Source organism: Agromyces sp. NPDC127015 (assembly GCF_042725165.1).
Taxonomy (GTDB): domain Bacteria; phylum Actinomycetota; class Actinomycetes; order Actinomycetales; family Microbacteriaceae; genus Agromyces; species Agromyces chromiiresistens.
Genome location: NZ_JBHXDI010000001.1, coordinates 303,456 through 328,421, shown reverse-complemented (window position 1 = coordinate 328,421; position 24,966 = coordinate 303,456). Strand labels below are relative to the sequence as shown.

The window sequence follows — 24,966 nt, the reverse complement described above, 5'->3', positions numbered from 1 at the left end:
CCTATGGCTGTCGACGCTTCGACGCCCCGCACGTCCCCGAATCCCCCCGGCTCGTCCGTCCCCACCGGACTGCGAAAGGTCGTCGCCGCCTCGATGGCCGGCACCATCGTCGAGTGGTACGAGTTCTTCCTCTACGCCACCGCCGCGACCCTCGTCTTCAACGTCATCTTCTTCCCGCCGAGTGACAACCCGCTCGACAACATCATCAAGGCGTTCCTCACCTACGCCGTCGGCTTCGTCGCCCGCCCGCTCGGCGGCATCGTGTTCGGCCACTTCGGCGACAAGTACGGGCGCAAGAAGCTGCTGCAGCTCGCGATCATCCTGGTCGGCGTCACGACGTTCCTCATGGGCTGCCTGCCGACGTTCGACCAGGTCGGCTATGCGGCGCCCATCATGCTCATCATCCTGCGCTTCTTCCAGGGCTTCGCGGTCGGCGGCGAGTGGGGCGGCGCCGTGCTGCTCGTCGCAGAGCACTCGCCCGACAAGCAGCGCGGCTTCTGGGCGAGCTGGCCGCAGGCCGCGGTGCCCGCGGGCAACCTGCTCGCCACCGTGGTGCTGCTGATCCTCTCGCGCACGCTCACCGAGGCGCAGTTCCTCAGCTGGGGCTGGCGCGTCGGCTTCTGGCTGTCGGTCGTCATCGTCGCCGTCGGCTACTACATCCGCACGAAGGTCACCGATGCGCCGATCTTCATCGAGGCCCAGAAGGAGGTCGAAGCCGCGAAGAAGACGAACTACGGCGTCATCGAGGTGCTCAAGCGCTACCCGCGCGGCGTCTTCACCGCGATGGGCCTGCGCTTCGGCGAGAACATCATGTACTACCTCGTGGTGACCTTCTCGATCACGTACATGTCGGCGCACCTGCAGATGGACACGTCGACGATCCTCACGCTCATCCTGTTCGCGCACGTCGTGCACTTCTGCGTCATCCCGGTGGTCGGCCGCTTCAGCGACAAGCTGGGCCGCAAGCCGGTGTACGCGGCCGGCGCGATCCTCGGTGCGGTGTGGGGCTTCGTCGCCTTCCCGCTCTTCGACACGAAGAACGACTGGCTGATCGTCGGCATCCTGATCGTCGGCCTCATCATCCACGCCCTCATGTACGCGAGCCAGCCGGCGATCATGGCGGAGATGTTCCCGACCCGCATGCGCTACTCGGGCGTCTCGCTCGGCTACCAGGTCACGTCGATCATCGCCGGATCGGTCGCCCCGATCATCGCGACGATGCTGCTGTCGAGCTTCGGCTCGTGGGTGCCGGTCGCGATCTACCTCGCGCTCGCCGCCGGTGTCACGCTCATCGCGGTCGTCGCGATGCGCGAGACGAACGGCATCTCGCTGCGATCGATCGACGACGCCGACCGCGCACGGGTCGCGGAGGAGGCGAACGCCTCGTAGGCGGCACGGCCGACGGATGCCTCGGCCCGGCTGGTTCCTTCGGATCCGGCCGGGTCGAGGCTTTCCCCGGCTCCTAGCCCGGCCAGGGATGCAGCCAGGACTCGACGACGACTTCGTCGGGGCCGAACTCGGCGTCGAACGATGACTGCACCTCGTCATCGCTCTCGAGCGGGACGAGCACCTCGACGACCTCGCCGTTCGTGCCGACCGAGAGGATGCCCGATTGACGACGCGAGGCTATGGCCGCGGCGATCGTCGCCAGCTCCGCCTGGCGTGCCGCATCGGCGGACGCGGCGGGAACGGTCGGCGTCGGCTGCACGCCCGCCGCCGGTGGCGGCATCGGGTCGCGGGTGAGGGTCAGCGCCCCCTCCTCGAACGTGCCGACCAGCCGCGTCCATCCCCAGGTCACGCCGTCCGCACGCTCGAAGAGCCCGGACGGGAGGTCGGCGACATCGACCCCCTGCACCGGGATCCCGCCGCCGCACTGCGGCGGATAGCTCTGCATCTCCGCGTAGCAGACGCTGACCTGCTCGTCGGTGATGTGGAGCAGTCCGACGACCTCGAACTCGACGACGCTCGGAGCGGCGGCCTTCGGGACGGCGGGTTGCGCCGACACGCATGCCGTGCACGTCAGCAGGACTCCGATGACGGCGAATGCGCCGAGCAGCCGACGGATGTTCAACGGTCGTACCTCCACAACTCCAGGTCCAGGGATGCGCATGACGACGCGTCACCCGGGATGACGCCGGGACGTCCGTCGGGGAGCGCGCAGACGACGAGCCTCAGGCGGTCGTCGGCCGGTGACGGTGTCGTCCCCGATCCCGACTGGAATCGGACGACGGCCCGCCCCAAGGTGCCGTCGTTCCACAGTGCTCGGCAGGCCGCCTCGACCTCGCGAGGGGACACGCCGCCATGCCGAGGCGCGATCGCGACGCTCTCGGCGTCCGCGGCGCCTTCCACGGCGACGAGGTCGGCCTCGTCGAGGCACGCGGCCTCGATCGGGAGCGGCGCTCGATCGGCCGTGCTCCACAGCGCCGCGGCGGTCATCACCGACGCTGCGATCGCACCCGCGGCAACGATACCTGCCGCTCGCCTCGGGTGGCGATGCTTCCTTGCGGCATCGTCTCGGACCAGGGTCTGCAGTGCGGACCGCAGCCGATCGCGGTACTGGTCGTCGATCGTCTGTTCGTCGGCGTCGATCACGATGCCGTCCCTCCGATCTCGGGCGACGCGGCCACCCGGTGCTCGTCCTGCAGTGCCGCACGCAACCGGGTCTTCGCGCGGCTGAGCCGCATTCGCACCGTCCCGGCCGGGAGCCGGAGCACCCGTGCGACATCGACCGGGGCGAGCTCCTCGACCACGCACAGCATGAGGATCTCCTGGTCGCGTGCGCTCAACCGGGCGAAGGCGTCCTTCACCCGCTCGCGGGTCGCGGGTCGCGCGATCGAATCGAGCACCGCATCGGCATGGTCGGGAACCGTCTCGATGCGCACCTTCCGGAGCAGGGCTTCATGTCGTCGGCGCGAGCGCTCGCGGTTGCGTGCGATGTTCGTGGTCGTCACCAGCAGCCAGCCGACGAGCGAGCCGTTCACGAGACGTACGCTCCGGCGCTTGCGCCACGCCTCGAAGAACACCATCGCCGTGACATCCTCGGCATCGGAGCGGCTGTCGACGAGACGCCGCGCCTGTCGGTGCACGCGGGCGACATGGAGATCGAACACGGCCGTGAACGCGGTGTCGTCGCCGGCGAGAACGCGCTGCCAGAGCGCGAGTTCATCGCCTGCGTCGTCGGTATCGCTCACACCGGGGAATGTCCGGCCGATGCCATCCGTCACACCCCTTCGGCCGGAGCGGGTTCGTACTCGATCAGCGACCGGAAGGCCGCCGCCACCGCCGGGTTGCGCAGGCTCTCCTCGCGGGTGACCGCCCAGTACGCGATCGGGTGGTCGTACTCGTCGGCGAGCACCCGCACGAGGCTCGGCTCGCGCGCCGCGAGGAAGTCGGGCATGAGCCCGACGCCCGCACCGGCGACGGTCGCCGCGAGGTGCGCGAACACCCCGGTCGAGCGCATGCTCGGCAGCGTCGGCGGCAGTTCGTCGACGGCCAGGTCGAGTTCGTCGATCTGCAGCGCCGACTCGATGTAGTAGTTGAGGCGGTGCCCCGACATCTCGGCGATCGTGCGCGGCTCACCGTGCTCCGCGAGGTACGCCTCGCTCGCGAAGAGCGCGAGCGAGTACTCGAGCACGGGTGTCGCGAGCGCCTTGCGGACGTCGGGCCGGCCCACGGCGACCTCGATGTCGACGCCCGAGCGGTTCTGCCGCACGCGCTGCGTCGCGCTCAGCAGCTCGAACGACAGCCCGGGGTTCGCGGCCTGCAGCGGCGCGAGCGCGGGCACGGCGTAGAGCGCGGTGAAGGCGTCGGGCGCCGCGATGCGCACGAGCCCCGCGAGCCCCGGCTGGTCGACCTCGACGAGCGAGCGCATCTCGAGCTCGATGCGCTCGGCGACCGCCATCGCGCGCTGGCCCAGCGGCGTCGTCGCCCACCCGCCCGCGGCCCGGATGAGCACGTGCCCGCCCATCGCCGACTCGAGCGCGGCGATGCGCCGCGACACCGTCGAGTGGTTGACCCCCAGCACTTGGGCGGCCGCGGTGTACCGGCCGAGCCGGGCGACGGCCAGAAAGGTCATGAGCCACTCGGGGTTGGGGTCGTGCGTCGTCATCGTCACCCACACATCGTGCATGAATGCACAGCGCGAGTGCAATATTCGCGGTTCTCGCCCGTTGAATGTGCATTCATCGCGACCATATGGTGATTCAGCGCGGCGCCTTGGGGGAGGCGCCGCCGCACACGCCGAAGTCGAGGAGGACACGATGGCGACGATCGCATGGATCGGACTGGGCAACATGGGCGGTCCGATGACCGGCCGGCTCATCGAAGCGGGGCACGAGGTCGTCGGCTTCGACCTCGACGAGCGGGCGAGCCGGGCGGCCGCCGAGCGCGGCGCGCGCGTCGCGAGCTCCGTCGCCGAAGCGGTGGCGGACGCCGACGCCGTCTTCACGATGCTGCCGAAGGGCGACCACGTGCGCGCCGTGTACGAGGGCGACGGCGGGGTCTGGGCCAACGCGCCGCGGACCGCCCTGCTGCTCGACAGCTCGACCGTCGACATCGAGACCTCGCGCTGGTGCCACGACGGCTCCGCCGAGCGCGGGTTCCGATTCGTCGACGCACCGGTCTCGGGCGGCATCTCGGGTGCCGCGGCCGGCACCCTCACGTTCATGCTGGGCGGCGGCGAGGCGGATGTCGCGGACGCCGCCGACTTCGTCCGGCCCATGGCCGCCAACGTCTTCGCCGTCGGCGGCCCGACCCAGGGCATCGCCGCGAAGCTCGCGAACAACATGATGCTCTTCATCTCGCTCGTCGCCGCGGCCGAGGGCTCGCAGCTCGCGTCGAGCCTCGGCATCGACCCCCGTACGTTCTGGGACATCGCCCGGGTCTCGTCGGCCGACTCGTGGGCGCTGCGCACCTGGTACCCGGTGCCGGGGATCGTCGACTCGGCCGCCGCGAACCGCAACTTCGACGCGACCTTCGCGACGACCCTCGCCCTCAAGGACGTCTCGCTCGCGCTCGGCGCCGGGGAGGCCGCGGGCCTGAACCTTCCCGCCGCGCGGCTCGCGCGCGAGCAGTTCGAGGAGCTCATCGCCGACGGCCTCGGCGGCAAGGACTGCAGCCTCATCGCCAAGCTCGTGCGCGCCGACGGCGCCGTCGCGGGCTACACCGCCTGAAAGGAACGCCCATGACCGACACCCTCACCGCCGTGCGGACCATCCCGCACGTCATCGCGGGCGGCAACATCGACGACGACGCCCGTCGCAGCCCCGTCTTCAACCCGGCGACCGGCGAGCAGACCGCCGAGGTCGTGCTCGCCGACGACGCCCGCGTCGCCGAGGCGGTGGCCGCGGCATCCCTCGCCCAGAAGACGTGGCGCGCGACCGGACTCGCCAAGCGCTCGCACGTCATGTTCAAGCTGCGCGAGATCATCGAGGCGCGCAGCGGCGAGCTCGCGCGCATCATCACCGCCGAGCACGGCAAGACCGTCGACGACGCCCTCGGCGAGGTCGCGCGCGGGCTCGAGAACGTCGAGTTCTGCGCCGGCCTCATGCACCACCTCAAGGGCGACTACGCCGAGCAGGTCGCGCGCGGCATCGACGTGCACCAGGTGCGCCAGCCGCTCGGCGTCGTGGCCTGCATCACGCCGTTCAACTTCCCGGCGATGGTGCCGCTGTGGATGGTCACCACCGCGATCGCGGCGGGCAACGCCGTCATCCTGAAGCCGAGCGAGCGCGACCCCTCGGCGGCGGTCTGGCTCGCCGAGGCGTTCCGCGAGGCGGGGCTGCCCGACGGCGTTCTCAACGTCGTGCACGGCGACAAGGTCGCGGTCGACGCGCTGCTCGGCCACCCCGACGTGAAGGCGATCTCGTTCGTCGGCTCGACCCCGATCGCCAAGTACATCTACACGCGCGCCGCCGAGCAGGGCAAGCGGGTGCAGGCCCTCGGCGGAGCGAAGAACCACATGGTCGTCATGCCCGACGCCGACCTCGACGCGGCCGCCGACGCCGCGATCTCGGCCGCGTACGGCTCGGCGGGCGAGCGGTGCATGGCCGTCTCGGTGCTCGTCGTGGTCGGGCAGGTCGCCGACCCGCTGATCGAGAAGATCACCCAGCGGATGTCCCGGCTCGTCGTCGGCGACGGCACCGATCCCGCCTCGGAGATGGGTCCCCTGATCACGCGCGAGGCGCGCGACCGCGTCGCCGGCTTCGTCGAGGGCGCCGCGGCCGAGGGCGCGAACGTCGTGGTCGACGGCCGCGACCACCGCTTCGAGGGCGACGGCTTCTTCATCGGCGCCTCGCTCGTCGACCGGGTCGAGCCCGGCATGCGCGTCTACGACGAGGAGATCTTCGGGCCGGTGCTCTCGGTCGTGCGGGTCGACGACTACGACGCGGCGGTCGCGCTCATCAACGCGAGCCGCTTCGCCAACGGCGTCGCCGTGTTCACCCGCGACGGCAAGACCGCGCGCAGCTTCGAGTTCGACATCGAGGTCGGGATGGTGGGCGTCAACGTGCCCATTCCGGTGCCCGTCGGCGCGTTCTCGTTCGGCGGCTGGAAGGACTCGCTCTTCGGCGACACCCACATGTACGGCCCGGAGAGCTTCAACTTCTACACGCGACGCAAGGTCGTGACGACGCGCTGGCCCGAGCCGAGCGAGTCGCAGATCGACCTCGGCTTCCCGACGCACTGACGGGGCCGCGGCGATGTCGATCCGCATCCGCGGGGCCGTGCTCGAGGAGCTCGGGCGTTCCCGGCCCTTCGCCGAGTCGCGGCCGATCACGATCGGCGAGCTCGAGCTCGAACGCCCCGGTCCCGACGAGCTGCTCGTGCGCATCGAGGCGGCGGGCATCTGCCACTCGGATCTCTCCGTCGTCGACGGCAATCGCCCGCGCCCGGTGCCGATGCTGCTCGGCCACGAGGCCGCCGGCATCGTCGAGGAGCTCGGCGCCGAGGCATCCGCGGCCGGCTTCTCGGTGGGTGACCGGGTGGTGATGGCCTTCCTGCCTCGCTGCGGTGAGTGCGAGGGATGCCTCGCCGGCGGCGCCCTGCCGTGCACTCCGGGCACCGCCGCGAACACGGCGGGCACGCTCTTCGACGGCGACATGCGCCTCCACCGCGACGGCGAGCCCGTGCGCCACCATCTCGGGGTCTCGGGGTTCGCGACGCACGCGGTCGTCGACCGGCGCTCGGCGGTGGTCGTCGGGCACGATGTGCCGCCCGAGGTCGCGGCCGTGCTCGGGTGCGCCGTGCTCACCGGGGGCGGAGCCGTGCTCAACGCGGGTGCCGCGCGCGAGGGCGACGACATCGTCGTGGTCGGGCTCGGCGGCGTCGGCATGGCCGCGCTCATCACGGCGGCGTCGCTCGGCTACGGCCGGGTCATCGGCGTCGACGGCGTCGCCGACAAGCTCGAGCGGGCGCTCGAGCTCGGCGCCGACGCGGCGTACACGCCCGCCGAGGCGGTGGCCGCAGGGCTGCGGGCTCCGCTCGTCGTGGAGGCGGCGGGCCATCCGCGCGCCTTCGAGACGGCGTTCGCGCTGACCGCACCCGGCGGACGAACGGTCACCGTGGGGCTGCCGCCCGCATCGGCCGTCTCGCAGATCGCGCCGCTGACCGTGACGGCCGAGGCGCGCACGATCATCGGGTCGTACCTGGGGTCGGCGATCCCGTCGCGGGACATCCCGCGCTATGCCGAACTCTGGCGGCAGGGCCGGCTGCCCGTCGAGGCGCTCATCTCGTCGACCGTCGAGCTCGACGACGTGAACGCGGCGATGGACACCCTCGCGGAGGGGCGGGCGATCCGGCAGGTCATCCGGTTCTGAGCGTCTCCCCGGTCGCGGGGGCGCGCGGCGGCGTCTCGAGACCGGCGCGATCGACCGACTCGCGACGCTCCTCCGTCGCTCCGCAACGCGCGCGGCCTCGGCGTATCGTGGGGACGGAGAGCGCTTCACGTCGACGAGGTCGGGAGGGCAGGCCCATGGCGAACATCGCCTGGATCGGACTGGGACACATGGGCGGACCCATGTCGGCGAATCTCGTCGCGGCGGGTCACGCCGTGCGCGGCGTCGACCCGATGTCGGAGGCGCGGGAGGCCGCGGCGTCGCGGGGGGTCGCAGTGGTCGACTCGGTCGCCGAGGCGGTCGCGGGCGCCGACGCGGTCTTCACGAGCCTGCCGCGCAGTGAACACGTGCGCGAGGTCTACGCGGGCGACGGCGGGGTGTGGGCGACGGCACCCGCCGGGGTGCTGCTGCTCGACACGTCGACGGTCGACGTCGAGACGTCGCGCTGGTGCCACGAGGAGTCGGCACGGCGCGGGTTCCGTTTCGTCGATTCGCCGGTCTCGGGCGGAATCGCGGGGGCCGCCGCGGGCAGCCTCACGTTCATGCTCGGCGGTGACGCGGATGCCACCGCCGACGCCCGCGAGCTCGTCGAGCCGATGGCGGGCCATGTCTTCGAACTCGGCGGGCCGACGCTCGGCATCGCTGCGAAGCTCGCCAACAACCTGATGCTGTTCGTGTCGTTGCTCGGCGTCTCCGAGGGGGCGGCGCTCGCCGACTCGCTCGGGCTCGACCCGAAGAGGTTCTTCGAGGTCGCGTCGGTCTCGTCGGGGGAGTCGTGGCCGCTACGGCTCTGGTACCCGGCACCCGGCGTGGTCGAGACGAGTCCGGCGAATCGCAACTACGACGCGACGTTCACGACCGCGCTCGCCGAGAAGGACCTGTCGTTCGCGGTCGACGCCGGCACGACGGCCGGCCTGCCGATGCCTGCCTCGCGGGTTGCGCTCGAGCAGTTCGAGCGCCTCATCGACGAGGGCTTCGGCGGCAAGGACTGCAGCCTCATCGCGAAGTTCGCGACCGCCGACGGCGGCGTGCCGGGGTTCACCCCGCCGGCTGCCTGACGCCTGCGCCGCGTCAGCCTCGCTGCACCGCCGCGATCACCTCGGTGAGCCGGTCGCGCAGCGCGCCGAGCTCGTCGAGGCTCATGCCGAGCCGGTCGACGACCTGGGGCGGGATCGACAGCGCCCGCTCGCGCAGTGCGCGCCCGCTCTCGGTGAGGGCGACGTCGAGGGCGCGCTCGTCGTGCGGGTTGCGTGCTCGGGTGAGGTAGCCCTGCGCCTCGAGGCGCTTCAGCAGGGGCGACAGCGTCGCCGGCTCGAGCTGGAGCGCCTCGCCGAGGTCGCGCACCGTGCGCGGATTGCGCTGCCAGAGCGCGAGCATCACGAGGTACTGCGGGTGGGTGAGCCCGAGCGGCTCGAGGATCGGCCGGTACACGCCGATCACACCGCGCGCGGCGACCGCGAGGGCGAAGCACACCTGGTTCTCGAGGGCGAGCAGGTCGACTGCGCCGTCGCCGTCTGCGGGGGCGGATGTCTCGGCGGTCGCCGTTCGTGCGGCTGCGGTCTGCTCGGTCATCAGGCTTCCAGTATGACGTGGGGACAAATAGTTAGTACACTAATGATTGTGACACGAAGAAAGCGACCGGTCGAGCCAGGAGTGCAGCGCGGCTACGCCGGATTCATCGACCGCCTCAACGCGAAGCTGCTGCCGTACATCGGCCCGCCGCCGCTCGGTCCGTACGACGAGGAACCGAAGCCGGCGGCTCCGCCGGCCTGCCCGCTCTGCGGTGCCGCGATGTCGGCGCACGAGATCGACCGCTCGGGCGAGCGCACGCAGCTGCACTGCCCGGTGCCTGCGGCGTAGCCGCGCACCCGCCTCAACCTCGAAGGCCGCGGTCCTCGCGGGAGAGGTTGAGCCAGCGATCCGCGAGGAGGAGCTTCGAGCCTGCGCGATCGGGGTTCAACCACCTGAGATCGTCGACCGTGACGCCGAATCTGGCGGTCACTCCGATCGACGTGTCGCCGGCCGCGATGCGGTAGCGGAGCGGCGTGCCGTCGTCGTCGAGGACCGCCTCTCCGGTCGCGCCCTCTGCAGCCCCGTGGTCGACCACCCGCAGGCCGGGGTTCAAGTCGGGAAGGTTCCAGGTGAGCGGGGCGGTCGCGACGACCTCGTCGAATCCTCGCTCCGCTCCGGCCGCCGGTGCCCAGAGCACCGCCGTGCGCAGGTAGCTCGGGTCGTTCGTCACGAACCCGCCCGTGCCCGGGGTCGGTACGCGGAAGGCCTGGTCGGCCGTCGTCGCGAGCGGGTCGTAGCGGTAGTAGCTGAAGCCCTCCTTCAGCACCTCCCGGGTGGCGGTCGACGGCTCGGAGTTCAGCTCCAGCGTCATGCCGGCGGTCGGCGCCGGCGAGATGCCGGTGAGCACGACCTCGAACCCGCTGGGTGTGCCGTTCGCCCGGAGCTCGATCGCGCCGCTCGTACCGCGGTCGTGGAACTCTCCGGTCGCGAGGACGGTGCCCGGCGCCAGGCCGGCGATGCTCTGCGGCGCGGCTTCGGCGTCGGGTTCATGCTCGGCGTCGCCGAACGCCGCGGCCGAATCGGTCGGTGGAGCCGAGGTGACGGGTCGTGCGTCTCCGGCGGCGGGGATGCAGCCGGTCAGCATGAACGCGAGCGCCGCAGCCGTCGCCGCCGAACGCAGCGCTCGGCGCACCGTCAATCGATCCATCATCGAAGACTAACGACGTGAGCCCGCCCGTGGGGCCGAATGCGCGGGTTGTGGAGAAGTCGTCGCCGGTCTGCTCAGTCGAGCCGCGGCCGGGCGAGATGCCGACTCACCCAGCGGTCGTACTGCGCCCAGGGGTCGTCGACACCGACGGCGAGCCCGGCGATGTGCTCGAGCAGCGCGTCGTGCACGTCGAACCACTCGGTGCCGGCACCGCGGTACCGCGCGAACTGCTCGTGCCGACGCCGTTCGAGTCGCCGGCCGCCGCGTTCGAACGCGAGCACCTCGTCGTGCGGCAGGCTCGCGACGCGCTGCCGCGGGTTCGCCGAGGTGCCGATCTTCACCCGGTCGCGATAGCGCAGGTAGTAGACGACCTCGACGGGGTCGTCGCCGAGCGCTCGATCGGGCAGCTCGCCGTAGCGCCATTCGCAGTCGGCGCAGATCCAGCCGGAGGGGTAGTGCACTCCGACCCGGGCCCCGCACGCCGGGCACGGCCCCGGCAGCAGGTCGAGCTCGCCGACCTCACGCGCGACCCAGTCGTAGGCGACGAGCAGGTGCCCCGCGCAGAGCGCGATCGGCGTGCCGGCAGCGACGGGCCGCGAGCAGTGCACGCCGTCGGCCTCGACGATCGAGCAGCGCGCGGCCGAGGCATCCCTCTCAACCATGCGGCAACGGTACGACCGACCGCCGACACGACCGCCCGTCACCCGCCCGCGATAGGCTCGTTCTCCGACGTCGAGTGGCGTCGGACATCGGTGTTCGAGGGGCGTGAAGCATGGCGTTCTGGCGCAGGAGGCGAGCGAAGCGGTTCAAGCCGTTCGACCGCAGCGCCCTGCCCGAGGTGGTTCCTCCCACGTTCGACGAGATGCTCGCCGAGGGCCTGCTCGTCGCCGAGGCCGCAGGTCGGATGGCCCTGCGCAACCGCTTCGTGATGCACGCCCTGCGCGGCGACGAGCCCTTCGACAACGACCGCGCCGCGGCCGCCGCCCGCGAGGTGCTCTACGAGCTCGTGCAGGAGGCCGACGAGGTCGCCGAGCGCACCGCCGACGACCGCAGCGTCGCCGCCAAGCGCGAGGGTCGCGCGTCGAACGAGCACGACTACCGCCGCGCCGACGCCGCGAACCTCCGACGCCGCGAACAGGTCTACGCGGCGATCGCGAAAGAGCTGTGGACGCGACGGGGTGATCCCGAGTACCTCGCGTCCTTCGCCGAACGCGCTCGCAACGAGGCCTGGGACGACGTCGCCGGGGCGATCGACGCGCGGCTCGCCCGGGAGTGGGGCAGCGGCTGGCCCGAGATCGAGGTCGACGAGACCTACGAGGCCGAGCGCGACGACCGCCTTCGCGACCTGCTGGGCGATCTCGAGCGCGACCTGCGCGAGGCCGAGTCCGAGCGCGAGCGCCGCGGCGAGGAGGCCGATCCCTTCCGGGGGTACGTCGGCTGATGGGCGAGGCATCCGCATGAGCGCGACACTGAGCGACGATCGCCGGGCGGTGCTCCATCGGCGCATCCGCTGGATCGTCGCGATCACCATCGGGTACAACCTCGTCGAGGCGGCGGTCTCGATCGCGGCCGGTGCCGCGTCATCCTCGGTGGCCCTGCTCGGATTCGGGCTCGACTCGCTCGTCGAGGTGCTCTCGGCGGCGGCGGTCGCCTGGCAGTTCACGCGCCGCGAACCCGAGAAGTACGAGCAGCCCACCCTGCGGGTGATCGCGTTCGCCTTCTTCGCGCTCGCCGCCTACGTCGGGGTGAACGCGGTGCTCAGCCTCGTCGGGGTGCTGCCCGAGGCCGAGCATTCGGCGCTCGGCATCGCGATCACCGTGCTGAGCGTGGTCGTCATGCCGTTCCTGTCGCTCGCCGAGCGCCGTACCGGGCGCGAACTCGGCTCGGCGACCGCCGTCGCCGACAGCAAGCAGACGCTCATCTGCACCTATCTCTCGGCCGCCACGCTGCTCGGCCTGCTGCTCAACTCGCTGTTCGGCTGGGCGTGGGCCGACTCGGTGGCGGCGCTCGTGATCGTCGTCTTCGCGGTGCGCGAGGGCCTCGAGGCATGGCGTGGCGACACGTGCGCGACGCCGGTCGGCATGCTGCTCGAGGGGGCCGACGAACACGACGCGTGAGGCATAGACTCTTGTCTATGAGTCCAGCCCACCAGCTCTCGGCGACGGTCTCCGACCCGACCCGTGCTGGGATGCTGCAGCTCATCCTCGATCAGCCCGATGGGCGCGAGACCGTGACGCGGATGGCCGAACGGCTCGGCCTGAGACAGCCCACGATCACCCATCACGCGAAGGTGCTGACGGAGGCGGGCGTGCTCGAGCGCCGTCCCGAGGGCCGCCGGGTCTGGTACTCGATCGCGCCGGAGCACCTCGATCGCGTGCTCGAGCTGCTCGGGTCGGAATCCGGCGCCGAGCCCGATGATCCCGTCTTCGCGCGGATCGTCGACGACCTGTCCGTCCGGTTCGCCGGAACGTTCAACCGGGACACCGTCGAACGCTTCGTCGACGAGAGCCGCCTGCTGCTCGCCCGGGTGGGTGGCGGTGCGCGGTTGGCATCGCGCACGGCCGAGTTCTCGGAGCAGCGGCTGGCCGCGGTCGCGGCGCGAGACCGGGACCCCGGCGGAGCGCCGGCCGTGCTGTTCGTGTGCGTGCAGAACGCGGGGCGTTCGCAGATGGCGGCGGCACTGCTTCGCCGGCTCGCCGGCGACCGCGTGCAGGTGCGAACGGCAGGTTCCGAGCCTGCGGCGACCGTGGCGCCGACGATCGCCGCAGCGTTGGAGGAGATCGGGGTGCCGCTCGGCGGCGAGTTCCCGAAGCCGCTGACCGACGAGGTGGTGCGTGCGGCCGACGTGGTGATCACCATGGGCTGCGGCGACGCCTGCCCCGTCTACCCCGGCACCCGGTATCTCGACTGGGAGCTCGACGATCCGGTTGGGCGACCACTCGCCGAGGTGCGCGCGATTCGCGACGACATCGATCGGCGCGTGCGCGAGCTCATCGCGTCCCTGGGGCGGTCTGCCGCGTGAACAACGGCTGAATTGGCGGGCACGGCGTCCCGTCATCCATAGATGATGGTCTATGGTTGAAGTGCTCGAGCCCGAGGAGAGGATCTGCGATGTCCGAGAAGCCCACCGTCCTGTTCGTCTGCGTGCACAACGCGGGCCGGTCGCAGATGGCCGCCGGGTATCTGCGCGAACTGGGCGGCGACCGCGTCGAGGTGCTTTCCGCGGGATCGGAGCCGAAGGACCGGATCAATCCGGTCGCGGTCGAGGCGATGGCCGAACAGGGCATCGACATCGCGAGCAACGTGCCGAAGGTGCTGACCACCGAGGCGGTCCGCGATTCGGACGTGGTGATCACGATGGGGTGCGGCGACGCCTGCCCGATCTTCCCGGGCAAGCGCTATGAGGACTGGAAGCTCGACGACCCGGCCGGCCAGGGCATCGACGCGGTCCGCCCGATCCGCGACGAGATCCGCGGCCGCGTCGAGGCGCTGCTCGCCGAGCTGCTGCCGCAGCGTGCCGACGCGCGACCGGCGAACTCGGACTGAACCACCCGCACGACGTGCTGCGCGCATCGGAGCGTCAGCCGACCCCGTTCCGGGTCGAGCGGCGCTCGATGAGGACGGTGTCGCGCCAGTGCCCGGCGTGCGGGCCGAGCGTCGAGCGAGCGATGCGCTCACGTCGACCGACGACGCGGAATCCCGCCTGCTCATGTAGCCGGAGGCTCGCGATGTTCTCAGGGAAGATGCTCGACTGAATCGTCCAGAACCCGGACTCGTCGGCCGCGGAGACGAACGCGGCGAGGAGTGCGCGGCCGATGCCTCTGCCGCGCGCATCCTCGTGCACGTAGACCGAGTGCTCGATGACGCCGCGGTAGACCGGGCGGCCCGACACCGGCGACGCGGCCGCCCACCCGAGCACGAGGCCGTCGACTTCGGCGACCAGGCGCGGCGAGGCGATCTTGCCGGCGTCGAACGCCTCCCAGCTCGGCGCCGTCGTTTCGAACGTCGCCTCACCGCCGCGGATGCCCTGGTCGAAGATCTCCCCGACCATGGGCCAGTCCGCGGCGCGCATCGGGCGGATCAGCACGTCGGGCCCGAGCAGCAGCTCGACGAGCCGCCGAGGTCGGTCGAGCACACGCCCGTCGCCGGCAGCACGAGTTCGACGTTGGACGCCGAGGCGAGGTCGCCCGCGAGCCACGCCGTGACCGACCGCACCTGCTCGTAGCCGGTGGCCAGCAGGAAGGTGGGGGCGCGCCCGTACGACTTCATGCCGACGATGAAGAACCCGTGCTCGGGGTGGGTGAGCTCGGCGAAGCCGTGCGGCTCGACCGTGCCGCACGAGTGGACGTTCGGGTCGATGAGCGGCGCGAGGCGCTTGGGGGCCTCGACGATCTCGTCGAGCTCGAGGCGGATCTCGCGCAGCAGGTCGAGGTTCGGCCGGAAGCCGGTCGCGTTCACCACCACGTCGGTCGCGTGCACGGCGAGCTCGCCGCCGTGCTGTCCGACGAGCTCGGCGCCGTCGCCGGCGCGACGGGCGCGGAGGATCTCGAATCCGTCGACGAGCCGGATGTCTCCGCGGCGGACCGCGGCATCGACGCGGCCGCCGAGCTTGGCGCGGTCGGCGAGCTCGTCATCGGCCGACGACGAGACGCGCACGGCCTTGGCGTTGCGGATCAGCCAGCTCACCTCGGTGCCCGGCACCTCGCGTGCGAGCTGGACGAGCGCGAGGAGCGTGTTGGCCGCCGAGTGCCCGGCGCCGACGACGGTGGTGTGCCGCCCCGCGAACGCGTCGCGGTCGCGGCCGAGCACGTCGGGCAGGGCCGGCTGCACGCGATCGGCGATCTCGTCGAAGCCGAGCAGGTCGAGCCCGCTCGAGTTCAACGAGTTCGGCGAACGATACGTGCCCGAGGCGTCGATGACCGCGCGGGCGGTCAGTTCCTCCACCCCGGTGACCGTGCGGAGTCGGACGAGGAACGGCGTGGCCGAACGGTTCGCGGTGCGCGTGCGGTCCATTCCCTCGCGGCTGACCGCGAGCACCTCGGCACCGGTGCGGATGCGCGACGCGATCGGTTCGAGGCGGCTCAGCGGCAGGAGGTACGCGTCGACGAGCTCTCTGCCCGCAGGCGCGCGCTCGAGGGCCGGCAGCGCCCAGCCCTCGGCCTCGAGGAGGCGGCGCGACGCCGGGTCGACCAGGTGCTTCCACGGCGAGAACAGCCGCGTGTGACCCCAGGCGCGCACGCTGTCGGCGATGTCGTCGCCCGCCTCGAGCACGACGAAGTCGATACCGCGCTCCACCAGGTTCGCCGCAGCGGCGAGGCCGATCGGGCCGGCACCGATGATCACGACGGGCAGCGTGGACAGCCGGTCGTTCGTCACGGGTCGGGTGGTCAAGTCGAGCAGCGTCACTGCATCCTCCTGATATCGATGAACTTCGATATCAGGATGCCGCGATATATCGATGGTTGTCAATATCGAGTAGTATCGATGCATGGTCACGATGCTCGAGGTCCGCGATGTCAGTATCGAGGCATGCTGCGCGCCGCTCGTGCGCGAGACGATCACCGCCGACGAGGCCGAGCGGTTCGCACGCCGGCTGAAGGCGCTCGCTGACCCGGTGCGGCTGCGGCTCGTCTCGATCGTCGCCGCCTCGGCGGGGCAGGAGGCGTGCGTCTGCGACCTCATCGAACCCGTCGGACTGAGCCAGCCGACGGTCTCGCACCACCTCAAGATCCTCACCGAGGCCGGGTTCCTCTCCCGCTCGAAGCGCGGCACGTGGGCGTACTACCGGCTCGTGCCGGGAGCGCTCGAGGCCGCCGCTGCGCCACTGCTCGACGCCTGATCGCTCGGCCGGGGCGGCCGGGCCCCGGCCGCACGTCGCCCGGGACACGGGGCACGGGTAGCGTGGGCGCATGATCGGGCGAACGGTGACGTGGAGCGAGGGGCACTGGACGAGGGAGCCGGCGTCGACTCGCGTCGAAGACGGCGCGCTCGTCGCGCAGGCGCTCGAAGGCAGCGACTACTGGCGGACGACCCACTACGGGTTCGTGCACGACGACGGTCACGGACTGCTCGCCGAGTGGCCCGCCGACACCGCCGTGGAGGTCGACTTCGACACGTCGTCGCTCACGGGGCTCTACGACCAGGCCGGGCTGCTGCTCTTCGCGAACGAGGCCCAGTGGGTGAAGGCGGGCATCGAAGTGAGCGACGGAGTGCTGCACCTCGGGGCGGTCGTCACGAACGGGGTGTCCGACTGGTCGCTCGCGCCCGTGCCCGAATGGGCGGGATGCCTCGTGACCATCCGCGCGAGCCGTGGCGGCGAAACCGGTGACGCCGTCACGCTTCGGGCGCGAGCCGACGGCGGGCCCTGGCGCACGTTGCGGGTCGCGCCGTTCACCGCCGGCGACGCGCAGGCTGGGCCGATGCTGTGCGCGCCGCTGCGGGCCGGTCTCGAAGTGCGATTCCCGCGCTGGGCGTTGGCGCCGGCGGATGTCGAGTTGCACGCCGATCCGCCGGGGGAGTGATCGGAGTCGGGCTCGGATGCGGACGATCCACAGACTTTGTCTGTCATGTTGTGAATATGTCAGAACCTAGTACCCTTGACCGCGGAGACAGCGCAGGTGCGTCTCCGCGGTTGAGAGGAACCTCGGTTGATCCGAACAGCGAACGCCCCCGTCAGCTACGGCGTCTTCGAACTGTCCATTCCCGATCTCGTTCCGCTGCCCGACGGTGAGCAACTCGCCGGCTGGGTCGCCGAGGCGGGGTACGACGGCATCGATCTCGGCCCCGTCGGCCTCTTCGGCGACCGCGAGACGCTGCCCGCCCTGCTCGGCCGACACGGCCTGGCCCTCGCAGGCGGATGGGTCGACCTGCCCTTCGCCGCCGATGACGACGAGTTCGAGGCATCCTTCGCGGGGCTCGCGCACGTGCTCGACCTGTTCGCCGCCGCCGCTGCCGCAGCGCCCGCCGGCGCGCTCGCGCCGAAGCCCACGATCGCCGACTCCGGCTCCGCCGAGCGCAAGGCCCGCCCGGGCGGCGCCCCCGAGCTCGAGCTCGACGACGACCGGTGGGCCCGGTTCGCCGCCCGCGTGCAGCGCGCCGCCGATGCGACCCGCGCCGCCGGCCTCGAACCGACGTTCCACCACCACGCGTGCACGTACGTCGAGACTCCGCACGAGATCGAACGGTTGCTCGCCGACACCGACATCGACCTGACCTTCGACACCGGCCACCTGCTCATCGGCGGCGGCGACCCCGTCGCCGACTTCTCGCGCTGGGCGGACCGCATCAACCACGTGCACCTCAAGGACGCCGATCGCTCGGTGCTCGCCTCGGCCGCCGGCTCCGACGACCCGATGCGCGACGTCTGGCAGCGCCGTGTGTTCGTGGCCCTCGGCGACGGCGACCTCGAGGTCGACCGCATCGTCGACCAGATCGTCGACTCGGGCTACGCCGGCTGGCTCGTCGTCGAGCAGGACGTCATCCTGCAGAGCGCGGCCGACGTCGACCGCGCCCGAACGGATCAAGCGGCCAACCGCGAGCGCCTGCGGCGGTGGTTCGCATGACCGGCTTCGACGCCCCCGACCGTACGAGCGAGCAGGCGGATGCCGCGACCCACGAGCGCGTGAACCTCGCCGTCATCGGCCTCGGCGCCATCAGCCAGAGCGTGCACCTCCCGCTCATCCGGCGCAACGCCGACCGCATCGCCCTCACCGCCGTCGTCGATCTCTCACCGTCGCGCGCGCGGGGCGTGGCCGAGGCATCCGGCACGGGCGTCGCCGCGCTCGACTCGATCGACGCGCTCATCGACGCCGTCGTCGCGGGCGAGGTCGCCGTCGACGGCGCCGTGCTCGCGACCTCCGGCTCGCACGCGCCCGACGTCGCGAAGCTCGTCGGCGCCGGCATCCGCGTGCTCGCGGAGAAGCCCCTCGCGTTCTCGCTCGCCGAGGTCGAGTCGCTCCGCGCCCTCGCCGCCGAGCGCGGCGTCGACCTCGCCGACTGGGTGCGGGTCGGCTACATGAAGGAGCACGACCCGGCCTCGGCCGAGGTGAAGGCCCTGCTGCAGAGCGTCGAGCTGCGCGCGGTCACGGTCGAGGTGCTGCATCCGGCCGACGGGGCCCAGCTCGCGTTCGCGAACCTGCAGGCTCCGCCCGCCGACGTGCCCGCCGACCTGCTCGCGGCCCTCACAGCCGCGACGGATGCCTCGGTCGGGACCGCGATCGGCGAGGCGGCGGGCGACCTGCCGAAGCTCTACACGAACGTCGTGCTCGGCTCGATCGTGCACGACATCGGCCTGCTGCGGTACCTCGTGGGCGGCATCGGGGCGGTCGACCGGGCCCGTCACACGGGCGGGTTCCCGGGATCGCTGAGCCTGGGCGGCACCCTCGCCGAGCACGCCGACGTGCCCTGGTCGGTCGACTGGCACTTCATCCCGCGCTACCCCGAGTACCGCGAGACGGTCACGTTCCACCACGAGGAGGGCAGCATCTCGCTCGTCTTCGCGGTGCCGTACGTGCTCAACGTGCCCACCGTGCTCACCGTCGTCGAGAACGCCGACCGCCTCGGCGCCCGGCGCTCCGAGACGCGGTGGATGCAGGAGGAGGCGTTCGAGCACGAGCTCCGCGCCTTCGCGGCGCTCGTCGCAGGTCGTCCGGCACCGGGCCCCTCGGTCGACGAGGGCGCCGCCGACATCGTCGTGGGCCAGCGGATGCTCCGCGCCCTCGCCGATTCCGCCGGCACGCCGATCGGCGCCGGCACCGAGGCATCCGCCTCGTAACCCTGAGCCTCGCGCTCGGGACATGCAAGACCCGAACCCGCAGCACCACCCGCGCGCCGGTCACCCTGCCGGCCGCGAACCAGAGAGAGGTCGAAGATGATCCACCACGCAAGGCGCAAGACCGTCGCGGCGATCGCACTCGCCGCAGCCGGCGCACTCGTGTTCACCGGATGCTCCGGTGACTCGAACGATGACGAGAACGGTCCCGTCACCCTCACGATCACGGCGAACGCCATCACCGGCGGCAAGAACGCTGCCGAGGCCGACTGGGTCACCGACTGGGTGATCCCCCAGTTCGAGGACGCCATGAAGGAGGAGGGCAAGGACGTCACCGTCGAGTTCGAGCCCCAGGGCGTCGACGACGAGAACTACAAGACCAAGATCGCGCTCGACCTGCAGTCGGGCGAGGGCGCCGACATCATCGGCATGGACGGCATCTGGGTCGGCGAGTTCGCCGAGGCCGGCTACATCAAGCCGCTCAGCGACGTCGGCGGCGACGCCGTCGACGGCTGGGAGGGCTGGGACCAGATCCCCGAGGCCGTGCAGAACGCCGTCTCGTTCGACGGCGACCGCTACGGCGTGCCGCAGGGCGCCGACGGCCGCGTGCTCTACTACAACAAGGACCTGTTCGAGCAGGCGGGCCTGCCGGCGGACTGGCAGCCCGAGAGCTGGGACGAGGTGATCGAGGCCGGCAAGGCGCTCAAGAAGCTCGACGGCGTGACCCCGATCCAGCTCAACGCCGGCACGGCGATGGGCGAGGCGACGACCATGCAGGGCATGCTGCCGATGCTCGTCGGCACCGGCGAGCAGGTCTACGAGGACGACAAGTGGGTCGGCGACACCGACGGCATGCGCGACGTGCTCGACCTCTACAAGACGATCTACGTCGACGAGGGCCTCGGCGACGCCGTGCTGCAGCAGGAGGCGTCCGGCCGCGACACCTCGTTCCAGATGTTCGCCGCGAACCAGATCGGCATCCTGCTCGAGGGCGACTACTTCTGGCGCAGCGTCATCAATCCCGAAGAGGGCGTCGGCACCGCGCCGATGGCGAACCGCGACGACGTCGTCGGCTACACCAAGATCCCCGCGATGGAGCCCGGTTCGGGCATCGACGACCAGGACTTCGTGTCGATGTCGGGCGGCACGGGTCGTGTGCTCAACCCCAACAGCGACCACCCCGAGCTCGCGTGGGACCTGCTCGCCTTCATGAACTCGAAGGAGGCCTACGAGGCCCGCAACGAGGGCACGATCTCGATCACGCCGCGCACCGACGTCAATGACGAGATCCTCTCCGAAGACCCGATGCTGACCTACGTGAGCGAAGAGGTGCTGCCGATCACCGCGTACCGGCCGCCGCTCGCGGCGTACCCGCAGGTCTCGACCGCGATGCAGCAGGCAAGCCTCGACGTGGTGTCGGGCACGAGCGTCGACGACGCCCTGGCGACCTACGTCGACTCGCTCAAGGACATCGTCGGCGACGACGCGGTCTCGGGTGACTGATGACGGCGAGCACCACCACCCCGGCGGGGAGCCTCACGGCTCCCCGCCGTCGGCGGGCCGACGACGTCGCGGGCCTCGGCACGGCCCGCGCCGGCATCTTCGTCGCCCCCGCCCTCATCCTCATCGGGCTGTTCCTGCTGTTCCCGGCGGTCTGGACCATCTGGCTCGGCATGACCGACTACCGGCTGACCGGCCTGCAGGCCGCGTCGCCCGAGTTCGTCGGCCTCGACAACTACGTCGAGGCGCTCACCGACCCGTCGTTCTGGAACTCGCTGTGGCTGACCCTCGTCTTCGTGGTCGCCTCGGGCATCGTGGGCCAGACCCTCATCGGCTTCGCGCTCGCATGGTCGGTCCGCAACATCCACGGCTGGGTGAAGGCCCTCATCGAGGGCCTCGTGCTCGCCGCCTGGGTGATCCCGGCCTCCGTCGCCTCGTTCCTCTGGCTCGTGCTCATGGACCGGCGCTCGGGCACCCTCAACGGACTCCTCGGCACCGACGGCTACGCGTGGCTGATCGAGCATCCGATGGAGGCGATCATCCTCTTCAACATCTGGGTGGGCACCGCCTTCTCGATGCAGCTGTTCTCGTCGGCGCTGAGCGCCGTGCCACCGTCGCAGATCGAGAGCGCGAAGATGGTCGGCGCCTCGGGATGGCAGCAGCTGCGCGACGTGATCATCCCGAACATCAAGGGTCACATCCTCACGAACACGCTGCTCATCACGCTGTGGACGTTCAACACCTTCACGCCCTACCTCGTCACGGCGGGCGGCCCGAACGGCAAGACCGAGATCCTCTCGGTGTACATCTACGAGACGGCGATCCCCGGCGGCCAGCTCGGCCTCGGCGCCGCGATCTCGCTCATCATGCTGCTCATCAACCTCGTCATCGCGCTCGCCTACATCCGCGTGTCGAGAGGAAGGAAGAAGGGATGACCGGCAGCACCGAAACCGTGCGCAAGGTCGCGTCGAACACGACCGTGCGGCACTACCTCGCCCGCGTCGCCTTCGGCCTCGTGCTGACGATCGTCGGCCTGCTGTTCGCGCTGCCGCTCGTGTGGCTCGTGCTCGCGCCGTTCGACGCGACCCCGACGCTCTCGCTCGAGTGGCCCGACTGGACGCTCGACAACTTCGCGCGCCTCTTCCAGAACCCGTACGCCATGCGTTCGATCGGCAACTCGCTGCTGCTCGGCGTGGGCACGATGATCATCGTCGTCGTGCTCGGCGCGCTCGCCGCCTACGCGATGAGTCGCATCCGCATCCCGGGGCGCGACGGCATCCTCTACGGGCTGCTGCTGCTCTCGTCGATCGTGACCGGCACGGCCGCGATGGTGCCGACGTTCCAGATCATCACCTCGCTGGGGCTCATCAACACCTACACGGGCGTGCTGCTCGTGCTGGCCGGCGGCATCCTGCCCACCGTCATCTTCATCCTCAAGGACTTCATGGATTCGATCCCGAAGTCGTACGAGGAGTCGGCTCGGCTCTACGGCGCAGGTCCCTTCCGCATCCTCCGCGACGTCGTCGTGCCGATCGCGCGGCCGGGCCTCGCGTTCATCGCGATCTGGACGATCGTGCAGGTGTGGGGCAACTTCCTGGTGCCGTTCATCCTGCTGCGCAGCCCCGACCTGCAGCCGGCCGCCGTGCTCATGTACACCTTCTACACCGAGAGCGGACAGGCCGACCTCCGGCTCATCTCGGCCTTCGCCCTGCTGTTCTCCGCTCCCGTCCTCATCATCTACTTCGTCGTGAACCGTCGCTACGGTTTCCGCTTCCATGGAGGTATCAAGTCCTGATGGCCGGCATCAACGCCACCCGACTCGTCAAGGAGTACCCCGGCGGGGTGCGCGGCGTCGACGAGGTCGACGTCGAGATCAACGACGGCGAGTTCTTCGCCCTGCTCGGCCCCTCGGGCTGCGGCAAGACCACCCTGCTGCGCTCGATCGCGGGCCTCGAGGCGATCTCGTCGGGGCAGCTCGTGATCGGCGACCGCGACGTGACCGACGCCGAGCCCGGCGCCCGCGGCGTCGCGATGGTCTTCCAGGACTACGCCCTGTTCCCGCACATGGATGTCGCGGACAACATCGCCTACCCGCTGCGCATCAAGCGCGTGAAGCGCGACGACCGCCGTGCGACGGCGGAGAAGGTCGCCGACGGCCTGAGCCTGCAGGGCCTCATCGAGCGCCGGCCCGGACAACTCTCTGGCGGCCAGCAGCAGCGCGTGGCCCTCGCCCGGGCGGTCGCCACCCGGCCCGACGTGCTGCTGCTCGACGAGCCGCTGTCGAACCTCGATGCGCGGCTGCGGCTCGAGGCGCGCACCTTCCTCAAGGAGCTGCAGCGCGACCTCGGCGTGACCACGGTGTTCGTGACCCACGACCAGGCCGAGGCGCTCGCGCTCGCCGACCGCATCGCGGTGATGAAGGCGGGCAAGCTGCAGCAGATCGGCTCGCCGCGCGAGGTCTTCCAGCGGCCGAACAACACGTTCGTGGCGGGCTTCATCGGATCGAACCCGATGAACCTCGTGCCGGCCACCGTCTCGGCCGGGGCGATCGCGATCGGCGACGCCGTGTCGACGACTCTGCCCCCGGGCACGGAGGACCATGTGCGCGAGGGCCAGTCGGTCGTGTGGGGCGTGCGCCCCGAGTACCTGCGTTGGACCACGGCCGACGAGCCGGGCGCGATCGCGGCCGAGGTGAGCGTCGTCGAGAACCTCGGCGCGAGCGTGCTCATCGCGGTGCACGTCGACGGCCACAAGCTGCAGGTCGTCGTGCCCGAAGACCACGAGCCCGCCCCGGGCGACCGCGGCTACCTCGTGCCGACCGGTTCGAAGACCCTGCTCTTCGACGCCGAGTCGACCGAGCGCATCGGGTGACGCGGTGACGACGATCCGCCGCACCGTCCCCGTCACGGTCGACGTGCAGAACGCCGATCGGTACCTGAACGTGCCGTTCGAGGTGCCCGCGGGCACCGACTCGCTCGAGGTCGTCATCCGCTTCGACCCGAGCGAGTCCGGCATCGACCTCGGCTGCGCCGGTGCCGGCGGCTGGCGCGGCTGGTCGGGCGGCGCGCGCACCGAGTACGTCATCACGGCGACGGATGCCACGCCCGGGTACCTTCCGGGCGAACTCGAGCCGGGGGAGTGGAACGTCGTGCTCGGTCTCCACCGCGTGCCGCTCCAGGGCGTCGAGGTCGAAGTCGAGATCACGATGCCCTCGTCGCGACCGGTGCCACCGGTGCCCGAGGCCGCACCGGTCGCCCGCGCGGTGCGCGGCAGCGATCGCGGGCTCCCGGCCGAGGCGGGACTGACCTGGTTCGCCGGCGACTTCCACGGGCACACGATCCACTCCGACGGCCGACTCCCGATCGGCGGGCTCGCGGCACTCGGCGTGGCATCCGGCCTCGACTTCATGGCGGTGACCGACCACAACACCGTGAGCCACCACGCCCACCTGCCCGGCGAGGGTGCGAAGCACGGCATCACGCTGCTGCCGGGCCAGGAGGTCACGACCCATCGCGGCCACGCGAACGCGTTCGGCGAGATCGGCTGGATCGACTTCCGCGAGCCCGCGCAGCATTGGGTCGACGAGGTCGACCGGCGCGGAGGCATCCTGAGCATCAACCACCCGATCTCGGGCGACTGCTCGTGGCTGCACCGTCTCGAACGCCGCCCCGCGGCGGTCGAGCTGTGGCACGCGACGTGGTTCCTCGAGCTCATCTCGACGGCGCCGTTCGCCTGGTTCCGCACCTGGCCCGCCGGCGCGACCCTGCTCGGCGGCAGCGACGTGCACATGCTCGAGGAGCCGCAACGACCCGGCACCCCCACCACGTGGGTCGCCGCCGAGGATGCCTCGGCCGAGGCCATCCTCGAGGGGGTGCGCGCCGGTCGCACCGCCGTCACGGGCAGCGGTCGCTTCGACGGCACGGTGCTCATGCCCGAGCTCATGCGCGCACCCGCCCTCGTGCGTCTCGGCGACGAGGTCGTCGCGGTCGACGCCGAGGGGCTCGTGCTCGTCGACGGTTTCGGCCGACGGCGATCGGTGCGTGCCGCGCGGGAGTCGTTCGCGGCCGACCCGGCTGACGGGCCCCACTACCTGGTGCTCGCCGACCGCCGCATCATGGCGCTCTGCGCCTGAGCCCAACTCCTTC

Annotated in this window: 28 protein-coding genes; 19 read left to right on the top strand and 9 right to left on the bottom strand. The window is 71.1% G+C overall.

Annotation, left to right across the window (positions count from 1 at the left end; genetic code table 11):
* The first annotated feature begins 3 nt into the window (after positions 1–3).
* Positions 4–1,389, top strand: a complete 1,386-nt coding sequence (locus tag ACFWGP_RS01435; protein ID WP_376929975.1) for an MFS transporter — start codon at positions 4–6, stop codon at positions 1,387–1,389.
* Positions 1,390–1,462: 73 nt separating this feature from the next.
* On the opposite strand, the gene ACFWGP_RS01430 is transcribed toward ACFWGP_RS01435, so the two are convergent.
* The 4 genes from ACFWGP_RS01430 to ACFWGP_RS01415 are packed head-to-tail and all read right to left on the bottom strand — an operon-like array spanning position 1,463 to position 4,108.
* Complete coding sequence (locus ACFWGP_RS01430) at positions 1,463–2,071, bottom strand: hypothetical protein (RefSeq protein ID WP_376929974.1); 609 nt, start codon at positions 2,069–2,071, stop codon at positions 1,463–1,465.
* Positions 2,068–2,592 carry a hypothetical protein gene (locus tag ACFWGP_RS01425; RefSeq protein ID WP_376929973.1) on the bottom strand — a complete coding sequence of 175 codons (525 nt, stop codon included), beginning with the start codon at positions 2,590–2,592 and terminating at the stop codon, positions 2,068–2,070. Before ACFWGP_RS01425 ends, ACFWGP_RS01430 begins: the two co-directional genes overlap by 4 nt.
* Positions 2,589–3,191: an RNA polymerase sigma factor gene (locus ACFWGP_RS01420; protein WP_376929972.1), complete on the bottom strand. Its 603-nt coding sequence runs from the start codon at positions 3,189–3,191 to the stop codon at positions 2,589–2,591. Before ACFWGP_RS01420 ends, ACFWGP_RS01425 begins: the two co-directional genes overlap by 4 nt.
* A 29-nt stretch (positions 3,192–3,220) precedes the next feature.
* Positions 3,221–4,108, bottom strand: a complete 888-nt coding sequence (locus tag ACFWGP_RS01415) for a LysR family transcriptional regulator (RefSeq protein WP_376930424.1) — start codon at positions 4,106–4,108, stop codon at positions 3,221–3,223.
* Positions 4,109–4,259: 151 nt separating this feature from the next.
* Here ACFWGP_RS01415 and ACFWGP_RS01410 point away from each other — a divergent pair, with 151 nt between their 5' ends.
* The 4 genes from ACFWGP_RS01410 to ACFWGP_RS01395 all read left to right on the top strand — a co-directional run bounded on the left by ACFWGP_RS01410 (position 4,260) and on the right by ACFWGP_RS01395 (position 8,890).
* Positions 4,260–5,171: an NAD(P)-dependent oxidoreductase gene (locus ACFWGP_RS01410; RefSeq protein ID WP_231429188.1), complete on the top strand. Its 912-nt coding sequence runs from the start codon at positions 4,260–4,262 to the stop codon at positions 5,169–5,171.
* A gap of 11 nt (positions 5,172–5,182) precedes the next feature.
* Positions 5,183–6,685: a CoA-acylating methylmalonate-semialdehyde dehydrogenase gene (locus ACFWGP_RS01405; RefSeq protein ID WP_376929971.1), complete on the top strand. Its 1,503-nt coding sequence runs from the start codon at positions 5,183–5,185 to the stop codon at positions 6,683–6,685.
* Between the two features lie 19 nt (positions 6,686–6,704).
* Positions 6,705–7,814: an alcohol dehydrogenase catalytic domain-containing protein gene (locus ACFWGP_RS01400; protein WP_376930423.1), complete on the top strand. Its 1,110-nt coding sequence runs from the start codon at positions 6,705–6,707 to the stop codon at positions 7,812–7,814.
* Between the two features lie 155 nt (positions 7,815–7,969).
* Positions 7,970–8,890 carry an NAD(P)-dependent oxidoreductase gene (locus ACFWGP_RS01395; protein WP_376929970.1) on the top strand — a complete coding sequence of 307 codons (921 nt, stop codon included), beginning with the start codon at positions 7,970–7,972 and terminating at the stop codon, positions 8,888–8,890.
* A gap of 13 nt (positions 8,891–8,903) precedes the next feature.
* On the opposite strand, the gene ACFWGP_RS01390 is transcribed toward ACFWGP_RS01395, so the two are convergent.
* Complete coding sequence (locus ACFWGP_RS01390) at positions 8,904–9,404, bottom strand: MarR family winged helix-turn-helix transcriptional regulator (protein ID WP_376929969.1); 501 nt, start codon at positions 9,402–9,404, stop codon at positions 8,904–8,906.
* Between the two features lie 48 nt (positions 9,405–9,452).
* On the opposite strand from ACFWGP_RS01390, the gene ACFWGP_RS01385 reads away from it, so the two are divergent.
* Positions 9,453–9,692, top strand: coding sequence for a hypothetical protein (locus tag ACFWGP_RS01385; protein WP_231429184.1), 240 nt, complete (start codon positions 9,453–9,455; stop codon positions 9,690–9,692).
* Between the two features lie 13 nt (positions 9,693–9,705).
* On the opposite strand, the gene ACFWGP_RS01380 is transcribed toward ACFWGP_RS01385, so the two are convergent.
* Both ACFWGP_RS01380 and ACFWGP_RS01375 read right to left on the bottom strand, forming a co-directional pair.
* A complete protein-coding gene (locus ACFWGP_RS01380) occupies positions 9,706–10,551 on the bottom strand; it encodes a hypothetical protein (RefSeq protein WP_376929968.1) in 846 nt (281 codons plus the stop codon).
* Positions 10,552–10,625: 74 nt separating this feature from the next.
* Positions 10,626–11,213, bottom strand: a complete 588-nt coding sequence (locus ACFWGP_RS01375; protein WP_376929967.1) for a GIY-YIG nuclease family protein — start codon at positions 11,211–11,213, stop codon at positions 10,626–10,628.
* A gap of 110 nt (positions 11,214–11,323) precedes the next feature.
* Here ACFWGP_RS01375 and ACFWGP_RS01370 point away from each other — a divergent pair, with 110 nt between their 5' ends.
* From ACFWGP_RS01370 to ACFWGP_RS01355, 4 genes are all read left to right on the top strand, one after another.
* Positions 11,324–11,992 (top strand): hypothetical protein, encoded by a 669-nt coding sequence (locus tag ACFWGP_RS01370; RefSeq protein WP_231429181.1) that lies wholly within the window; start codon positions 11,324–11,326, stop codon positions 11,990–11,992.
* A 16-nt stretch (positions 11,993–12,008) separates the two neighbouring features.
* Entirely contained in the window at positions 12,009–12,668 is a 660-nt protein-coding gene (locus ACFWGP_RS01365; protein ID WP_376929966.1) for a cation transporter, read from the top strand.
* A gap of 17 nt (positions 12,669–12,685) precedes the next feature.
* The gene (locus tag ACFWGP_RS01360; RefSeq protein ID WP_376929965.1) at positions 12,686–13,573 is read left to right on the top strand and encodes a metalloregulator ArsR/SmtB family transcription factor; all 888 of its coding nucleotides are present in this window, start codon (positions 12,686–12,688) and stop codon (positions 13,571–13,573) included.
* Positions 13,574–13,662: 89 nt separating this feature from the next.
* Entirely contained in the window at positions 13,663–14,097 is a 435-nt protein-coding gene (locus tag ACFWGP_RS01355; RefSeq protein ID WP_231429178.1) for an arsenate reductase ArsC, read from the top strand.
* A 34-nt stretch (positions 14,098–14,131) separates the two neighbouring features.
* On the opposite strand, the gene ACFWGP_RS01350 is transcribed toward ACFWGP_RS01355, so the two are convergent.
* On the bottom strand, positions 14,132–14,623 hold the full coding sequence (locus ACFWGP_RS01350) for a GNAT family N-acetyltransferase (RefSeq protein WP_376930422.1): 492 nt from the start codon (positions 14,621–14,623) through the stop codon (positions 14,132–14,134).
* 8 nt (positions 14,624–14,631) lie between these two features.
* On the bottom strand, positions 14,632–15,942 hold the full coding sequence (locus ACFWGP_RS01345; RefSeq protein ID WP_275505938.1) for an FAD-dependent oxidoreductase: 1,311 nt from the start codon (positions 15,940–15,942) through the stop codon (positions 14,632–14,634).
* A gap of 97 nt (positions 15,943–16,039) precedes the next feature.
* Here ACFWGP_RS01345 and ACFWGP_RS01340 point away from each other — a divergent pair, with 97 nt between their 5' ends.
* The 9 genes from ACFWGP_RS01340 to ACFWGP_RS01300 all read left to right on the top strand — a co-directional run bounded on the left by ACFWGP_RS01340 (position 16,040) and on the right by ACFWGP_RS01300 (position 24,953).
* The gene (locus ACFWGP_RS01340) at positions 16,040–16,390 is read left to right on the top strand and encodes a metalloregulator ArsR/SmtB family transcription factor (protein ID WP_376929964.1); all 351 of its coding nucleotides are present in this window, start codon (positions 16,040–16,042) and stop codon (positions 16,388–16,390) included.
* A gap of 70 nt (positions 16,391–16,460) precedes the next feature.
* Positions 16,461–17,072 carry a DUF1349 domain-containing protein gene (locus tag ACFWGP_RS01335; RefSeq protein WP_376929963.1) on the top strand — a complete coding sequence of 204 codons (612 nt, stop codon included), beginning with the start codon at positions 16,461–16,463 and terminating at the stop codon, positions 17,070–17,072.
* Between the two features lie 126 nt (positions 17,073–17,198).
* Complete coding sequence (locus ACFWGP_RS01330; RefSeq protein ID WP_231429174.1) at positions 17,199–18,113, top strand: TIM barrel protein; 915 nt, start codon at positions 17,199–17,201, stop codon at positions 18,111–18,113.
* Positions 18,110–19,324, top strand: a complete 1,215-nt coding sequence (locus ACFWGP_RS01325; protein ID WP_376929962.1) for a Gfo/Idh/MocA family protein — start codon at positions 18,110–18,112, stop codon at positions 19,322–19,324. The genes ACFWGP_RS01330 and ACFWGP_RS01325 overlap by 4 nt, the downstream gene beginning before the upstream one ends.
* Before the next feature lie 96 nt (positions 19,325–19,420).
* A complete protein-coding gene (locus ACFWGP_RS01320; RefSeq protein WP_376929961.1) occupies positions 19,421–20,824 on the top strand; it encodes an extracellular solute-binding protein in 1,404 nt (467 codons plus the stop codon).
* Positions 20,824–21,756, top strand: coding sequence for a carbohydrate ABC transporter permease (locus ACFWGP_RS01315; RefSeq protein ID WP_275505942.1), 933 nt, complete (start codon positions 20,824–20,826; stop codon positions 21,754–21,756). The genes ACFWGP_RS01320 and ACFWGP_RS01315 overlap by 1 nt, the downstream gene beginning before the upstream one ends.
* The gene (locus ACFWGP_RS01310; RefSeq protein ID WP_231429170.1) at positions 21,753–22,616 is read left to right on the top strand and encodes a carbohydrate ABC transporter permease; all 864 of its coding nucleotides are present in this window, start codon (positions 21,753–21,755) and stop codon (positions 22,614–22,616) included. Before ACFWGP_RS01315 ends, ACFWGP_RS01310 begins: the two co-directional genes overlap by 4 nt.
* Positions 22,616–23,692 carry an ABC transporter ATP-binding protein gene (locus tag ACFWGP_RS01305; RefSeq protein ID WP_231429169.1) on the top strand — a complete coding sequence of 359 codons (1,077 nt, stop codon included), beginning with the start codon at positions 22,616–22,618 and terminating at the stop codon, positions 23,690–23,692. The genes ACFWGP_RS01310 and ACFWGP_RS01305 overlap by 1 nt, the downstream gene beginning before the upstream one ends.
* Before the next feature lie 4 nt (positions 23,693–23,696).
* Positions 23,697–24,953 (top strand): CehA/McbA family metallohydrolase, encoded by a 1,257-nt coding sequence (locus tag ACFWGP_RS01300; RefSeq protein WP_376929960.1) that lies wholly within the window; start codon positions 23,697–23,699, stop codon positions 24,951–24,953.
* Positions 24,954–24,966 lie beyond the last annotated feature (13 nt).

What these genes read in the sequence shown, in the direction of transcription:
- ACFWGP_RS01405 (WP_376929971.1), top strand. Translation starts at nt 5,183, where the DNA reads ATGACCGACACCCTCACCGCCGTGCGGACCATCCCGCACGTCATCGCG.
- ACFWGP_RS01395 (WP_376929970.1), top strand. Translation starts at nt 7,970, where the DNA reads ATGGCGAACATCGCCTGGATCGGACTGGGACACATGGGCGGACCCATG.
- ACFWGP_RS01325 (WP_376929962.1), top strand. Translation starts at nt 18,110, where the DNA reads ATGACCGGCTTCGACGCCCCCGACCGTACGAGCGAGCAGGCGGATGCC.
- ACFWGP_RS01350 (WP_376930422.1), bottom strand. Translation starts at nt 14,623, where the DNA reads ATGCGCGCCGCGGACTGGCCCATGGTCGGGGAGATCTTCGACCAGGGC.
- ACFWGP_RS01410 (WP_231429188.1), top strand. Translation starts at nt 4,260, where the DNA reads ATGGCGACGATCGCATGGATCGGACTGGGCAACATGGGCGGTCCGATG.
- ACFWGP_RS01375 (WP_376929967.1), bottom strand. Translation starts at nt 11,213, where the DNA reads ATGGTTGAGAGGGATGCCTCGGCCGCGCGCTGCTCGATCGTCGAGGCC.
- ACFWGP_RS01380 (WP_376929968.1), bottom strand. Translation starts at nt 10,551, where the DNA reads ATGGATCGATTGACGGTGCGCCGAGCGCTGCGTTCGGCGGCGACGGCT.
- ACFWGP_RS01355 (WP_231429178.1), top strand. Translation starts at nt 13,663, where the DNA reads ATGTCCGAGAAGCCCACCGTCCTGTTCGTCTGCGTGCACAACGCGGGC.
- ACFWGP_RS01435 (WP_376929975.1), top strand. Translation starts at nt 4, where the DNA reads ATGGCTGTCGACGCTTCGACGCCCCGCACGTCCCCGAATCCCCCCGGC.
- ACFWGP_RS01365 (WP_376929966.1), top strand. Translation starts at nt 12,009, where the DNA reads ATGAGCGCGACACTGAGCGACGATCGCCGGGCGGTGCTCCATCGGCGC.
- ACFWGP_RS01360 (WP_376929965.1), top strand. Translation starts at nt 12,686, where the DNA reads ATGAGTCCAGCCCACCAGCTCTCGGCGACGGTCTCCGACCCGACCCGT.
- ACFWGP_RS01415 (WP_376930424.1), bottom strand. Translation starts at nt 4,108, where the DNA reads ATGACGACGCACGACCCCAACCCCGAGTGGCTCATGACCTTTCTGGCC.
- ACFWGP_RS01320 (WP_376929961.1), top strand. Translation starts at nt 19,421, where the DNA reads ATGATCCACCACGCAAGGCGCAAGACCGTCGCGGCGATCGCACTCGCC.
- ACFWGP_RS01310 (WP_231429170.1), top strand. Translation starts at nt 21,753, where the DNA reads ATGACCGGCAGCACCGAAACCGTGCGCAAGGTCGCGTCGAACACGACC.
- ACFWGP_RS01335 (WP_376929963.1), top strand. Translation starts at nt 16,461, where the DNA reads ATGATCGGGCGAACGGTGACGTGGAGCGAGGGGCACTGGACGAGGGAG.
- ACFWGP_RS01370 (WP_231429181.1), top strand. Translation starts at nt 11,324, where the DNA reads ATGGCGTTCTGGCGCAGGAGGCGAGCGAAGCGGTTCAAGCCGTTCGAC.
- ACFWGP_RS01305 (WP_231429169.1), top strand. Translation starts at nt 22,616, where the DNA reads ATGGCCGGCATCAACGCCACCCGACTCGTCAAGGAGTACCCCGGCGGG.
- ACFWGP_RS01315 (WP_275505942.1), top strand. Translation starts at nt 20,824, where the DNA reads ATGACGGCGAGCACCACCACCCCGGCGGGGAGCCTCACGGCTCCCCGC.
- ACFWGP_RS01340 (WP_376929964.1), top strand. Translation starts at nt 16,040, where the DNA reads ATGGTCACGATGCTCGAGGTCCGCGATGTCAGTATCGAGGCATGCTGC.
- ACFWGP_RS01390 (WP_376929969.1), bottom strand. Translation starts at nt 9,404, where the DNA reads ATGACCGAGCAGACCGCAGCCGCACGAACGGCGACCGCCGAGACATCC.